The sequence below is a fragment of the Aeromonas sp. ZOR0001 genome, assembly GCF_000801015.1.
GTDB lineage: Bacteria > Pseudomonadota > Gammaproteobacteria > Enterobacterales > Aeromonadaceae > Aeromonas > Aeromonas veronii.
This window is the reverse complement of the sequence record NZ_JRJY01000052.1, coordinates 1-12,990: the sequence shown is the minus strand read 5'-3', so window position 1 is coordinate 12,990 and position 12,990 is coordinate 1. Positions and strand designations below refer to the sequence as shown.

Below are 12,990 nucleotides of genomic sequence, written 5' to 3'. Positions count from 1 at the left end.
TGATAAATGCTCTCCTCACCCCTGCGAGGATAATGCTGACCATGCTGCGCATCGGTTGTTTGCTGCTTTGCTCTCTGTTTGCGATCGCCCACGCTCGCACAGCCGATATTCACGTCTATTGCGATGGCTGGCCCGGTTTCTGCCAACCGGATGGCCACGGTATCTATCTCGATCTGGTGCGAACCATCTACCAACCCCACGGCTATCAGATCGTGCCCCATATCGTGCCCTACAAACGTGCCGTCGCCATGGTAGCCAGGCAAGAGGGGGATATGGCGATGAGTGTCTATCGGGACGAGATCAAGGGGGTCAGGCAGCCCCATCAGCCAGCCTCCGCCGATGATGTGACCGTCTTCATGCTCAAGCAGTGGCAGCCGCAATGGCGGGGAGAGCGCAGTCTGGAAGGCGAGACCGTCCTCTGGCGGCGAGGATGGGTGCTGGATAAATATCTTCCGGTTACCATGCGGTGGCACGAGATCGACAGCCATGAGATGGCCCTGCAGCTGATTGGCAAGGGGCGCTATCGCTATTACCTGACCGCTGGCGTGCTCCATGCAGCCGATGAGACCCCGGCCAATATGTACCGCACCATTTTGCGCTGGATCCCGACTTACCCCATTTTTACCGATACCGAGCAGGGCGAGCGCTTATTGCAGCTGTGGGATCAGGAGATGGTGAATCTGATCCGTCGCGGCACGCTGGTCGAGATATATCGCCGTTATCACCTCTATGACTACTACCGCGACTTTCTCGAGGAGCAGGCGGTCAAGGCCGGCGAAAACTGATCCCACCATAGGGGAAAGAGAAGGATGCCGCAGCCCCGTCAACAGCAGCCACCGCCAGCAACCAGTCTATGAGCAACACCGTTTCCATTACGGTTTGACTGACCGTGGCCACGCCACAACTCAGGGTTGCCGGAACCCCTTCGCCAAGCGGTCATAGAGGATCACATTGACCGAGGCGGCCAGATTCATGCAGCCCTGGGTCGGCACATAGACCACATCTTTCACCGCGCCATAGAGGGCGGGATCGAGCGTGCCATCCTCCGGCCCGAAGATATAAAAAGCGCGTTCCGGATGGACATAGTCGGGGAGCGGCGTAGCGCCGTCGATCAAATCGACCACCACGGGCACGCATCCCTGCGGGATAAACGCCATCAGATCATCCACCCCGAGCAGCGGGATCTTCTCCACCATCTGCTTGGTATCGGTGGCAAAGCGGCGCGCCAACTCGAAGCGGTTGCCGGTGTAGTAGACCTCGTCCACCCCGTAGCAGCCCGCAGCCCGCATCACGGAGCCGACATTTTCCGGAGACTTGGGATTGACCAGCCCCACGCAACAGAATGCACTCTTTTCCATCATCTCTCCTCATCTTGCGGCGGCCATTATAAGCCGTTGCAGGGCCATCGACCCGTTAAAAGTCCCCTCCCCGGCTAAACCGCTTACCAACCCAGCTTTGAATGTCGATTTTTTGTGCGCAAGCCGACAAATCTTGTACAAGCCGATAGCCAGCAAACGTTTCCCAGCAATAATAGACAAACGTTTGTAAATGGATGTTTGTCTATGACTGAGCGTGAACAAGAGATCCTCGCCCTGCTGCGTCAGGATCCCATGATTGCCCAGCAGGAGCTGGCCGATCGCCTCGGCATCAGCCGCTCCGCGCTGGCCAGCCACATCTCAAGCCTGATCCGGCAGGGGTATGTGCAAGGCAGAGGTTATGTACTGCGAGAAGGCCCATACGTGGTGGTGATCGGCGGTGCCAATATGGATATTTGCGGCACCAGCCACGACAACCTGCTGCTCGGCGACTCCAACCCGGGCAAGGTGCGCACCTCGGCAGGCGGTGTCGGTCGCAATATCGCTGAGAATCTGGCGCGGCTCGGCAGCGACACCCGGCTGCTGACAGCGGTCGGCAACGACCAATATGGCCACCATCTATTGGAAGTGAGCCAGCGGGCCGGCGTCGATGTGCGCCAGACTCTGGTGCTCGATGGTCACGCCACCTCCTGCTATCTCAGCCTGCATGATGGCAGCGGCGAAATGAGCTGCGCTATCAATGACATGGCCATCATAGAGCAGCTCACCCCTGCCCGCCTGACCCCCCTCGCAGGCTTTCTCGGCGGTGCCCGGCTTTGGGTGCTCGATACCAATCTGGCCATCCACACCCTCGACTGGCTGTTCGAGCGACAGGGGGAGCACGCCATCTTTGTCGATACCGTTTCGGTGGCCAAGGTGGAGAAGATCCGCCCTTGGATCGGCAAGATCCACACCCTCAAACCCAATCGCAGTGAAGCCGAGCAGCTGTGCGGTATGACCATCGCCGGGCCCGAAACCTGGCCCATGGTAGCCGCCTGGTTCCACCGCGCCGGGGTCAAGCGACTGTTCCTCAGTCTGGGTGAACTGGGGATCTTCTACAGCGATGGCGAGCAGCAGGGTCACCTGCCGGTACTGGGCAGTCCGGTACTCAACGTCACCGGCGGCGGGGATGCATTTATGGCTGGCCTTGCCCACGCCTGGCTGCAACAGCTCGACATTGCCCAAACCACCCGCTTTGCCCTGGGCTGCGCCGCACTCACCGTCAATTGTTCCGATACCGTTTTTTCCGGTCTGAGCAAGACCGCCGTTGACCGCATACTGGAGGAGTACTCATGCTGAACGCTTACCTCGATATCCAACCGGAAGTGGCTGCCGCGCTGGCTGCCGGCAAACCGGTCGTCGCCCTCGAATCCACCATCATTTCCCACGGCATGCCCTATCCACAGAACGTGGAGACGGCCCGTCAGGTTGAACAGGTGGTGCGAGATAACGGCGCCATTCCGGCCACCATCGCCATCCTCGACGGCCGCCTCAAGGTGGGTCTCGATGCGGGTGCACTGGAAGCGCTCGGCCGAGCTGGCCACGATGTGACCAAGTGCAGCCGCCGCGACATTCCGTTCGTGCTGGCGCGCAAGGGTATGGGGGCCACCACGGTCGCCTCGACCATGATCATCGCTGCCATGGCGGGGATCCGGGTCTTTGCCACCGGCGGGATCGGCGGGGTACATCGCGGGGCGCAGGAGACCTTCGATATCTCGGCCGATCTTCAGGAGCTGGCACAAACGCCAGTGGCCGTAGTCTGTGCCGGCGCCAAGTCGATCCTCGATATCGGGCTGACCCTGGAGTATCTGGAGACCCAGGGCGTGCCGGTGATCGGCTATCAAACCGAAGATCTGCCCGCCTTCTACACCCGCGAGAGCGGCTTCAAGGTCGACTACCGACTGGATAGTCCAGCAGCCATCGCCGAGGCGCTTCGCCTCAAGTGGGAGCTGGGACTGGCGGGCGGTGCCGTGGTGGCCAACCCCATCCCGAGCGCACACGCCATGCCCAAAGCCGATATCGACGCAGCCATTGCCCAAGCGCTGCGTGAAGCCGATGAGCAGGGGATCAAGGGCAAGGCGTCGACCCCCTTCCTGCTGGCCCGCGTCTGCGAGCTGACCGGCGGCAACTCACTCGCCGCCAACATCCAGCTGGTACTGAACAACGCGGCCCTCGGCGCCCGGATCGCCGCCAGCCTCTGATCGCTCGCCGATACCTCGCTATGTAAAAGAGGGCCTCACGGCCCTCTTGTTGTTTTTGCTATCTGCAGCGCTATTGCAACACTGTGTTATTGCAGTACCACGCGCCCATTGAGGGGCTGCACCGGCCGGTTGTTGGGGTGGTGCATCACCGCCTTGAATGCGTCGATCTGGGCCTGACTGACCTCGACCGGCTGCTTCATCACCAGCCAGCGCACTCCTTCCGAGCAGGGAGGCGTAGTAAGGGAACCGCTGAAGCGATAGTAGTCACGATTCTCGGGCAGTAGTTGCTCAGCAGAGAGCGGCGCCTTGAGGGCCTGGATCTCCCCCACCTTGGCAGGTAATACACTCCAAGCTGCCGCCAGCACCGGATTGGCCTTGCCAGCCTCGAACATCACCGCCACCACGGCGATCTCTCCCTTGTCACTGACATGCACCAGATGCCCTTCCAGCGGATAGGATTTGCCCTCGATGAGGTTCTCACTCGGGGCGTGGAAGTGAAACTGCTTTAGTTCAAACGTGGTGCCATCGAGTTGCAAGGTGCTGCCCGGGGCATAACCGACCTGCACGGTATGACCGTTGTTGACCACTGTGTTGCCACCCGCCTGATAGTGGAGTACCAGCGGGGCCAGTTTGGCCTCGACCGATCCGCTCAGGTCAACCGGCGACTGATTGCTGCCCGCACACTGGCCAAACTCAGGGGTCAGCTTGGCCCAGTGGGCAGGCCCCGCCTCACCGCTATATTCCCAATGGGGAGTGGCAGCAAACACGACAGGGCACAGCAACAGGGAGCAGGCCAACAGAGACTTTCTCATCATACATCCTTATCTTGATTGAAAAGCACGACCATCCCCTCCCCCGGATAGCGGGGCATGCAGAGATGGCATATCAGATACGCGGAATACAGAGCATCGGAGCGACTTTCTAATGGTAACGAGCACGGGTTGGTCAATCGGTTTGACCGCGGCTCAATACAGAGTCGTTTGGCAAGTATATGGTGAGGGATCGGCAGAGACAGTGAAAGAGGGGGAAATTAATCAGCCGGCTATCCACTCATCGTCTGGCGGATACGGGTCAAGGTTCAGGGTGTCACGCTTTCATAACAACCATCCATAACAACCATCGCGGGAATCCGAGCTCCCGCGATGGTTGCCGACAACGGCAATTAACGGTCGCGATTCAGGGCGATCAGACGATCAAGAATCGCTTCACCATCGGCACGCAAACCGTTGTGCTCATACTCATTGGTGATCCAGGCGCGACTGTTGCCAAGACCACGCAGAGTTTCGCGACTGTAGTCAAACTCCACATACATATCCTCGGCATAGACGGCGCAGGCTACCGGCACCTGGTTGCGGGCCAGCTGGGCCGGGTCATAGAGCGCCCCCCAGTCCGCCTTGTTGGCCAGCAGATGAGCCGCCTCTTTCAGGGGCAGCAACTCGCGGTACTGCTCGAACATCCAGGGGTAAACCATCTCGCCGGTGAAGGCGAAATCCTTGCCGGGTGCCCAGTTCACCGCAGGAAACTCCCCTCTGACCCGATCCGCCGCCCAGCGAGTCGCCTCCCCTTCGGCGTAGATAGCCTCGTGCAGAATGGCAAACAGCGGGTTGGTATTGAATGGCTGCATGCTCTGCACCTGATAGAGAAAGGCCGGGCTCAGCTTGTCACCGATAAAGGCCTCTTCCAGCAGGTAATAAAGCTCCTCGAAAGCACCCGTAGCACCGAGATCCAGCCCCTGCTGCTGGAACTGCTCCACCGTCAGGCGCTGACCGTTGGGCAGCCGCACATCGTGCTGGTGCAGATGGTTGGCCAACCGGTTGGCAATCCCCTGAGCGTGGGGGAAGCGGGCGAAGAAGGCTCGGTTCTTGTCAGCCACCCGCTGATAGGTGGCGCGGTAAACCTCCTCGGCGCTGCGGCCAATCGGCGCGATGCCGCCGGTGATATAGACCTCCCGCAGGCTATCGGGGAAGAGCGAGAGATAGGTCAGGCAGCAAAAGCCGCCAAAGCTCTGACCCAGCAAGCTCCAGCGATGCTTGGGGCTGAGCTCCTGCCGGATGAACTCGGCATCTTGCACTATGCTGTCGGCGCGAAAATGGCTGAGATACTCCGCCTGCTCGGTCGGTGTCATTTTGGCCAGAATCTGCCCGTGAATTGAGCTCGACATCCCGGTGCCACGCTGATCCAGCAGCAGCACTCGGAACTCCTGCAACGCCCGTTTGAGCCAACCACTGTTGGCCGTCGGGCGCGGAGCCCCGAATCCCGGCCCCCCTTGCAGAAAAAGCAGCCAGGGCAACTTCTCATCGAGCTTGTCTTTACGGCAGAGGGTACGGGCAAACAGGGTAATGCTGTCGCCATCCGGCTCATCATGATCGAGGGGAACGGTAAAAAAGTGCGGCTCGCAATGAATGCCGTCCAGTACATAGCTCAAGGGGCTGCTCATCTGGGATCTCTCCGTCAGGATGGGAACATCATTGACCCCATCATATCCTCGCCCAGCCACAGGGTCACTCCGGTTTTCCAAAATGTTAACAATGGCTTAAAGGTCGCATCATCACCCGACAAGCCGCTCTTCAACGCTGCTGAATTAATTGTTTTGCGGGGGAGATTGACGCCATGGTGCCATTCAACAAAGATGGCTCGCCTGCACAGGAGTGCAGCCATTCAGGCCGACAAAATGGATAAGGGAATGTGATGAAACCGAAGTGGATCAGGGCCAGAAAAAAAGAGAAGAAGCCATGCCCTGGCAGCATGTTGCAAACCGGAATGCTGCTGTTCAGTGCCACCTGTGGCGCGACGCTCTTTTTGGCCGCATGCAACAGCAACTAGAAATGAAAAAGCCCGCTCGATTGAGCGGGCTTTTCGAATTTGGCTCCTCCTACTGGACTTGAACCAGTGACATACGGATTAACAGTCCGCCGTTCTACCGACTGAACTAAGGAGGAATTATGGTGCCCAGAGACGGAATCGAACCGCCGACACGGGGATTTTCAATCCCCTGCTCTACCGACTGAGCTATCTGGGCAACGGCGCGCATTAAACCCTTTCCAGCGCAGAGTGTCAACCATGATGGCACGATAAAAAGCGCGTTCGCTCAACAACCGAACGAAGCGGCCATTTATTATCCATTTCAGCCCTGTTTGCCATACTCGCTGTCCTCTGAACACCCTGCAGTCTGCGCTAATATGATGGAAATTCGAGGTTCAGTGGGTCCGCCGCATTGAGCCGAATCCACTCTGCGAGTATGCTTTGCCGCAATGATACCGCCTGGAGGCAACATGAGTCTGAATATGCAAGAGTGGCGTGATGAGACCACCGAGATCGTCAACGAACTGCTGGCCGATGGCAGCAATCCCGATGCGGATTACGACATCGAGCACCACTTCGCCTGCCAGGATTTCGACCGTCTGGAAAAAGCAGCGGTTGACCTGTTCAAGGCCGGTTTTGAAGTGACCGATGCCGAAGAGATGGAGCTGGATGACGGCGCCACCATCTTCTGCTTCGATGCCACCATCGAGTGCAAGCTGAATGTCGAAGCGATCGTCGCCGATATCGCCAAGATGCTGCCCATCCTCGAAAAATACGGGGTGGATTACGATGGCTGGGGCACCTACTTCCAGGATTGATCCTGCCTCCATCGTAAAACAACAAGGCCACCTTGCGGTGGCCTTGTTGTTTCTGACGAGCTTTCACGCCAGATAGCTGGCAGCAAACTCCGCCGGCGGCAGGGGGCGACTGAACAGATAGCCCTGTAGCCGATCACACCCCGCCTCGGTCAGCCATAGCTGCTGCTCAGGTGTCTCTACCCCTTCGGCGGTGATCCGGATCCCGAGCTCATGGCCCAATCCGATGACCGAACGCACGATAGCGGTGGTCGCGCTATTGCTGGCGAGCCCCTGAGTGAAGCTGCGATCCAGCTTGAGGGTCGCCACCTGCAAACGCGGCAGATAGGCCAGTGAACAGTAACCAGTACCAAAGTCGTCGATGGCCAACTGAAAACCGGCGGCGATCAGGTTGTCGAGGTTGGTCTCAATCTCGTCGGCATTCTCCATTAGTACCCCTTCGGTGATCTCCAGCTCCAGTTGACTGGCCTTGAGACCATGGCGAACGATGCAGGCTGAGACCCGCTCACAGAGCGCCGGATCACGGAACTGCAGCGGCGAAAGGTTGATGGAGAGCACCATATCCGGCTGCGCAGTTTGCCACTGCGCCAGCTGGGCACAGCCCTGCTCCAGCATCAACTGACCCAGTTGACCGATGATCCCCATCTCTTCCGCCAACGGAATGAATTCGTCGGGGGAGATCATCCCAAGCTCGGGATGGGGCCAGCGACAGAGCAGCTCGGCGCCGTGCAGTCTGTGAGTACGGGTACAGATGATGGGCTGATAGACGGCTACCAGCTGGGCAGACTTGATGGCGAGCGGCAACTGGGCAGCGATCAGCTGACGCCGCTTGAGCCGGGCATGCAGCTCGGGATCAAACAGGGTGCAGTACTGCTGCTGCCGTTTGCCCTGCGCCAACGCAGCCTCGGCATGACTGAGCAACCGCTCGGCATCGCTTGCCCGCCCCTGGGCCAGCCCCAGAAACGCCGGTATCTGGATGCGATGATCTTCCACCTGATAGTGCTCCATCAACTGCTGCTGCAGATGCTGGCTCCACCCCTGCAATGGCTCGTTGAAGTCGGGCAACAGCAGGCTGAAGTCATCGGCAGCGACCCGACAGAGCAGGGAACGCGGCGGTACCAGCTGCTGCAACCGCTTGGCCACCTGGCTCAGCAGGCGGTCGGCAATCCGGATGCCGAAGCGATCGTTGATCTCACGAAAATGGTGCAGATCGACCAGCACCAGCGTGGCACTGCGTCCCCCAAGATGGCGGCTGGTCTGCAAGAACCGGGAGAGTTTGAGCAGCCCGGTCAGACTGTCGTAGTGCTGCTCCTGCTGCAACTGCGCCTGAGTGGTGCGCAGGCCGGTGATGTCACGCCCCAGCGTCAGGATCCCTAGGGAGTGGCCGTCACCATCGGGGACATCGACCCGGGTGATCTCCATGTGTCGCCCCTGCCCACTGGCATCCAGCAGACAACACTCGCCATGACCCATCCCCTGCGGCGCCGCCAACCGGAACGGCAGCTGCTGCCCCAGCACCTCATCCGCCCCCTGGCCGATAAAGTCGAGGAATGCCTGATTGCACTCCAGCAATACCCCGTTGTGATCATCGAAACGGATCAGGTCAGGAATGGCATCGAGCAGAAAACGCTGCAACAACTGCTGCTTTTTGACCGTCTGTTCAAGACTTTTGCGCTGGGCAATCTCGTTAACCACCCCGAACACTGCGCAAGCTTCCCCCTGCGGAGTGTAAAGAGGCACCTTGTGCACCTCCATCCAGCAGGTATTCCCGCCCCGGTTGCAATGGAGCTGCTGATACAGCATCGGCACGCCTCCAGCAAGCAGCTGCTCATCCTCACTGCGAAAGAGATCGCCCCATGGCATATCTGCATCTGTCTTGCCGACAACCTCGGCAGGCGACTCCAGCTTGGCTTCACGGGCGAACTCACGATTGGCGAACAGGTAACGCCCATAACTATCCCGACAGAAGATACTCATTGGCAATTGGTCGATGATCTGCTGCAGCAGATCCGGGGTGAGCATGTTGGTCACAGGGGTGCTTATGGAGGAATTTCGAGCAAATCTATGATAGCAAACCAATTTTGTAAAGCACCCCGATCACCTCCCCATAACATCGAACGCTGGATGGTTGCTGACAGAGATTGTCGCTCCGGCGATAATAGGCGCCGGTTGGCCAATGGCCTGGTGATATGGACGAGAGAAACAAGATGAAAAAGATTATGGGGAGCGCATTGGCGCTGCTGCTGGTTGGTTGTGCTGGTGACAATAACGGCGGTGAGGAGTATCGCTACAACCCGCCAATTGCCAAGGCAACCAACAACACTCAGGAAATGGCGATCCCGGTGGATCTGGTGTGGGCTCGCGCCGAGAAGTGGTTCACCGATCACGGCCTCACCATCGAAAACAGCCAGCGGGGCTCCGGCCTGATGACTGCCAACGTCAACCAGTCAGCCGATGGGCTGGAGTGGCTGGACTGCGGCACCATGGGTTCCAAAGTTGCACTGGGCAACCCGAACCTGCAGATCAACCTGATCATCACCCAGAGCGGCAACAGCAGCGTGGCCACCGTCAACGTCAAGGGCAACACCGAACTGTTCTTCGTTGAATCCTCAGGCGAGCGCGTACCGGCCCCGTCCATCAAGCCGGTCTGTGTCTCCCGCGGTACCCTGGAGCAGAGCCTGTTCGCCACCCTCGGCAACTGATTTCGCTTCCCTGCAAAGATAAAAAAAGCGGCAGATTGCTCTGCCGCTTTTGCTTTTCTACTGTTTGCTCGTTTTAGCCATGAGGCTTGTCGATCTCCAGCATATTGTTCAACAACATATAGTCGATGACCTGGCTGGCTTGGCTCTTATCCGTATATGTATTGCCTGTCAGTGAGGCAAAAGAGTGCCCTTCCAATACAATTGTTTGCATCAAATTATGTTGAGAAGTGTCGTCTCTTACTTCCAAACGAACCTTACCGCTCTCTTCAAAGATGGAGAGCAGCCCTTTCAGAGATGCCTCGCTCTTGCTTCCATCAGAATCAAGCAGGTCACTCAGGTCAATGACATCCTTCTGATTCAAGTCGACGGTATTATTGGCCGTCTTGTTAAAATCAGTAATGACATCAGTGGCTGGATTGTTGGCACTGGCATCCCCTTTGTTCCACACGAAGATATCGGTCCCTTCCCCACCAGTCAGGATATCGTTACCCAAACCGCCGCTCAGAATATCGTTCCCGGCACCACCATCCAGCTTGTCGCTGCCAGTTCCGCCATAAAGGATATCTTTGCCATCATTCCCATAGAGCTCATCGTTGCCACCCTGGCCAAACAGGATATCGTCACCAAGGCCACCTTGCAGCTTGTCGTTCCCCCCTCGGGTATCGCCCGCCACATCCAATGAGTTGGCATTCCCCTTGATGTACTCGTAAAGCTCAAGGGAGCTGGGTGCATAACCGTTTTTCAAGGTCAGGAACTGGGTCAGCCCATCCAGTCCCTTGCCATCAACCCAATCTGCCGGCTTGGCCGGGTTGCCAGCCGTGCCCCACGGCAGGTGATCGGTATTGATGGCATCCCCGAACAGGATATCGTTGCCCGCGCCACCGTGCAGAACATCATTCCCCACCTCAGCAGGCGTGTTGGTGGTCGAACTGCCAACCAGCACAGCCTTAAGCTGATCTGCCGTGGTGATGATATCGGGTTGGCCAACCGGCGGGCGCCCGTCCATCACCTTAATCAAATTATCGATCGTCAGGGTAGCCGTTCCTGAGTTTCCCCACTCGTTTATGGTAAAAACATAACGGTAATCACCCGCAGCCAGCGCACCGCTGTTGATTGTCCCCGCTGAGGTCACCGCGGCACCAACATTCACCCAGGCAGTGCCGTTCCAGTGTTGCAGCTGCACCGAGAAACTGTCTTCGGAGCCGACATCACTACCCTTGCCAAGGTCGAAGCGCAGACCGCTACCAGCCACCAATGTCATTTTTTCGCTGACAAATACTGACGCTTGATTTTTCGCACTATCTTTCAACTCCAGCCGACTACCGACCATTGTGACACTCCCCGAGCTATCGCCAGTCCTGCTCCAGCTATTCGCGCTCCACGGCCCCGTATTACCGGAAAAATCATTCAGCAACTGAGCGTTCTCATATTGACTACCTGAACCGACCACCTTGGTATTGTCGAAATACGCCAGGTTCCCCTGGGTCACGCCAGTGCCGATGCCGATCGCCTTGACCTCGCTCTGGCCGGACAGATTCGCAAAAGCATCGATGGCCTTCTGCATATCGATATTGTCGGTATCGCCACCACTGCCCGAAGTATCCCCGTTATAAACCGTCGGGTTACCGTCAGTCAGGAAGTAGGTCAGGTTCTCGAACGTTTTCCCGCTGCCACTGCCCGGCTGGCTGTTGAACCACGCGGCAGCCTTGATAAAGGCATCCTCGTAGTTGGTCGCCCCGTTGGCCTTCAACGAGCTGATCTTGTCGATAAACGACTGCACATTACTTCTGGACAGATCGTTAATCGTCAACAGTGAACTCGCCGAGTTACTAAAGCCAATGAGCGTCACGTTAACGACACCATCATGGCCTGCCAGCTGATTGGCCAACGCTTTCAGGGCGTTAATCGTCAAGGTCATTCTGTCCTGACCTGCAGGCGGGTTTTCCCTTCCATCCAGGCCAAATTTCATACTGCCTGATGTATCTACAATCAGGGCGATATTGTAGTTTTTGCCCGGTTCAACCGAGGTCTTGATACCACCTATATCTCCCAGCAATACATCATCACCACGCCCACCCTCGACAGGTTTGTCTGACGTACCATTGTCCCCATTCGGGTTAGTGGGCTTGACCATAAAGCCGGTATCCGCTTCGGTATATTTCACTTCACCGGCTATCGGCTGACCATTCATGTCATACTCTTGCGAACCAGCCACCACGGTCACCTTGATATTCTGGCTACCGACAGGCAACTCCACCTGCAGCGACAATTTCCCGTCTTTATCCAGCATGCTGGCTGGCACCTTCCAGCTGCCGTCGGCCTGCAGTGTGCCGCCTGACAGTAGCGTCCCCTGAGGTAACCCTTTGATGGTCAGCTCGGTAAAATGTTCGCTGCCGTCGTTATCGATCAGATCGACATCCACCTTCAGCGTCGCCAGATCAGCCACCTTGGTCAGGTTGCCATCCTTGAACTCATACTTGCCATCTTGCAGGTAAAGGGTCTCAACGCTGTAAAAATCATGGTAAGTCAAAGCACCGCTAATCGGGTCTTTATACACGAGACTGTAATCAAAGCTCTGTGAGCCACTAGGCTTAATCAGCTTGAGATCCTTCATCGAACCCGGCATATAGGCCACATCCAGACCATCGCCACCATAATAAGAGGTGGAGGCTTTCAGGCTTTGGGCTATCAGCGTGTCGTTGCCCGCACCGCCATCCAGAGTCACCGACGACGTAGCGTTCTTGCCGCCGATCAGGATGTCGTCCCCGTCACCACCGATCAGATGGTCAGTGACACTGCCACCGCCGATCAGAATGTCATTGCCAGAACCGCCATCTGCCGAGAAGTGGTCGCCACTACCGTACTTGATGGTGTCTTTGCCGTCACCGCCCAAGACCCAGCTGCCATCCTTGGAAACCAGATAATCATCGCCAGGGGTCGGCAATTTAGACTGCGTCTTGCCAGCCAGGTCGGACAGGATCTGCTCTACCTTCGCCGCCCCCGGCACAAACCCGCCACTCACCAGCTCAACCTTGAGCGTCACACCGTCGACCACCGGCTTCATGGTTAGTGTCAGTGTCGAGCTCGCGCCGGTGTTGGTGGTGTAACCCACCAC

11 protein-coding genes and 2 tRNA genes are annotated in these 12,990 nt (G+C 57.7%); 5 read left to right on the top strand and 8 right to left on the bottom strand.

Translation table 11 applies throughout. The annotated features are described in order from the left end of the window. Window positions 1-41 precede the first annotated feature (41 nt). Window positions 42-785: a hypothetical protein gene (locus tag L972_RS07160; RefSeq protein ID WP_047437103.1), complete on the top strand. Its 744-nt coding sequence runs from the start codon at window positions 42-44 to the stop codon at window positions 783-785. Window positions 786-905: 120 nt separating this feature from the next. Here L972_RS07160 and L972_RS07155 read toward each other — a convergent pair whose 3' ends face one another. Then, window positions 906-1,358: an RNA methyltransferase gene (locus tag L972_RS07155; RefSeq protein ID WP_005335311.1), complete on the bottom strand. Its 453-nt coding sequence runs from the start codon at window positions 1,356-1,358 to the stop codon at window positions 906-908. A 204-nt stretch (window positions 1,359-1,562) separates the two neighbouring features. Between L972_RS07155 and L972_RS07150 the strand changes: the two genes are divergently transcribed. Both L972_RS07150 and L972_RS07145 read left to right on the top strand, forming a co-directional pair. Continuing rightward, on the top strand, window positions 1,563-2,654 hold the full coding sequence (locus L972_RS07150; RefSeq protein ID WP_047437047.1) for a PfkB family carbohydrate kinase: 1,092 nt from the start codon (window positions 1,563-1,565) through the stop codon (window positions 2,652-2,654). Beyond that, window positions 2,648-3,556: a pseudouridine-5'-phosphate glycosidase gene (locus L972_RS07145; protein ID WP_047437045.1), complete on the top strand. Its 909-nt coding sequence runs from the start codon at window positions 2,648-2,650 to the stop codon at window positions 3,554-3,556. Before L972_RS07150 ends, L972_RS07145 begins: the two co-directional genes overlap by 7 nt. 86 nt (window positions 3,557-3,642) lie before the next feature. Here L972_RS07145 and L972_RS07140 read toward each other — a convergent pair whose 3' ends face one another. From L972_RS07140 to L972_RS07125, 5 genes are all read right to left on the bottom strand, one after another. Next, entirely contained in the window at window positions 3,643-4,368 is a 726-nt protein-coding gene (locus tag L972_RS07140) for a carbonic anhydrase (RefSeq protein ID WP_047437042.1), read from the bottom strand. Window positions 4,369-4,718: 350 nt separating this feature from the next. Beyond that, complete coding sequence (locus L972_RS07135) at window positions 4,719-5,993, bottom strand: alpha/beta fold hydrolase (protein ID WP_047437039.1); 1,275 nt, start codon at window positions 5,991-5,993, stop codon at window positions 4,719-4,721. A 130-nt stretch (window positions 5,994-6,123) separates the two neighbouring features. Then, complete coding sequence (locus tag L972_RS21780; protein ID WP_156127043.1) at window positions 6,124-6,336, bottom strand: hypothetical protein; 213 nt, start codon at window positions 6,334-6,336, stop codon at window positions 6,124-6,126. A gap of 83 nt (window positions 6,337-6,419) precedes the next feature. After that, a tRNA-Asn gene (locus L972_RS07130) sits at window positions 6,420-6,495 on the bottom strand. A 4-nt stretch (window positions 6,496-6,499) separates the two neighbouring features. Then, window positions 6,500-6,575: transfer RNA gene (locus tag L972_RS07125), tRNA-Phe, on the bottom strand. 265 nt (window positions 6,576-6,840) lie between these two features. On the opposite strand from L972_RS07125, the gene rraB reads away from it, so the two are divergent. After that, window positions 6,841-7,176: a ribonuclease E inhibitor RraB gene (gene rraB / locus L972_RS07120; RefSeq protein ID WP_026034893.1), complete on the top strand. Its 336-nt coding sequence runs from the start codon at window positions 6,841-6,843 to the stop codon at window positions 7,174-7,176. Between the two features lie 63 nt (window positions 7,177-7,239). Here rraB and L972_RS07115 read toward each other — a convergent pair whose 3' ends face one another. Continuing rightward, on the bottom strand, window positions 7,240-9,195 hold the full coding sequence (locus L972_RS07115) for a sensor domain-containing protein (RefSeq protein ID WP_081990700.1): 1,956 nt from the start codon (window positions 9,193-9,195) through the stop codon (window positions 7,240-7,242). A 185-nt stretch (window positions 9,196-9,380) separates the two neighbouring features. Between L972_RS07115 and L972_RS07110 the strand changes: the two genes are divergently transcribed. After that, complete coding sequence (locus tag L972_RS07110) at window positions 9,381-9,875, top strand: hypothetical protein (protein ID WP_005335330.1); 495 nt, start codon at window positions 9,381-9,383, stop codon at window positions 9,873-9,875. 73 nt (window positions 9,876-9,948) lie between these two features. On the opposite strand, the gene L972_RS22115 is transcribed toward L972_RS07110, so the two are convergent. Further along, window positions 9,949-12,939 carry a VWA domain-containing protein gene (locus L972_RS22115; RefSeq protein ID WP_162504340.1) on the bottom strand — a complete coding sequence of 997 codons (2,991 nt, stop codon included), beginning with the start codon at window positions 12,937-12,939 and terminating at the stop codon, window positions 9,949-9,951. Between the last annotated feature and the right edge of the window lie 51 nt (window positions 12,940-12,990).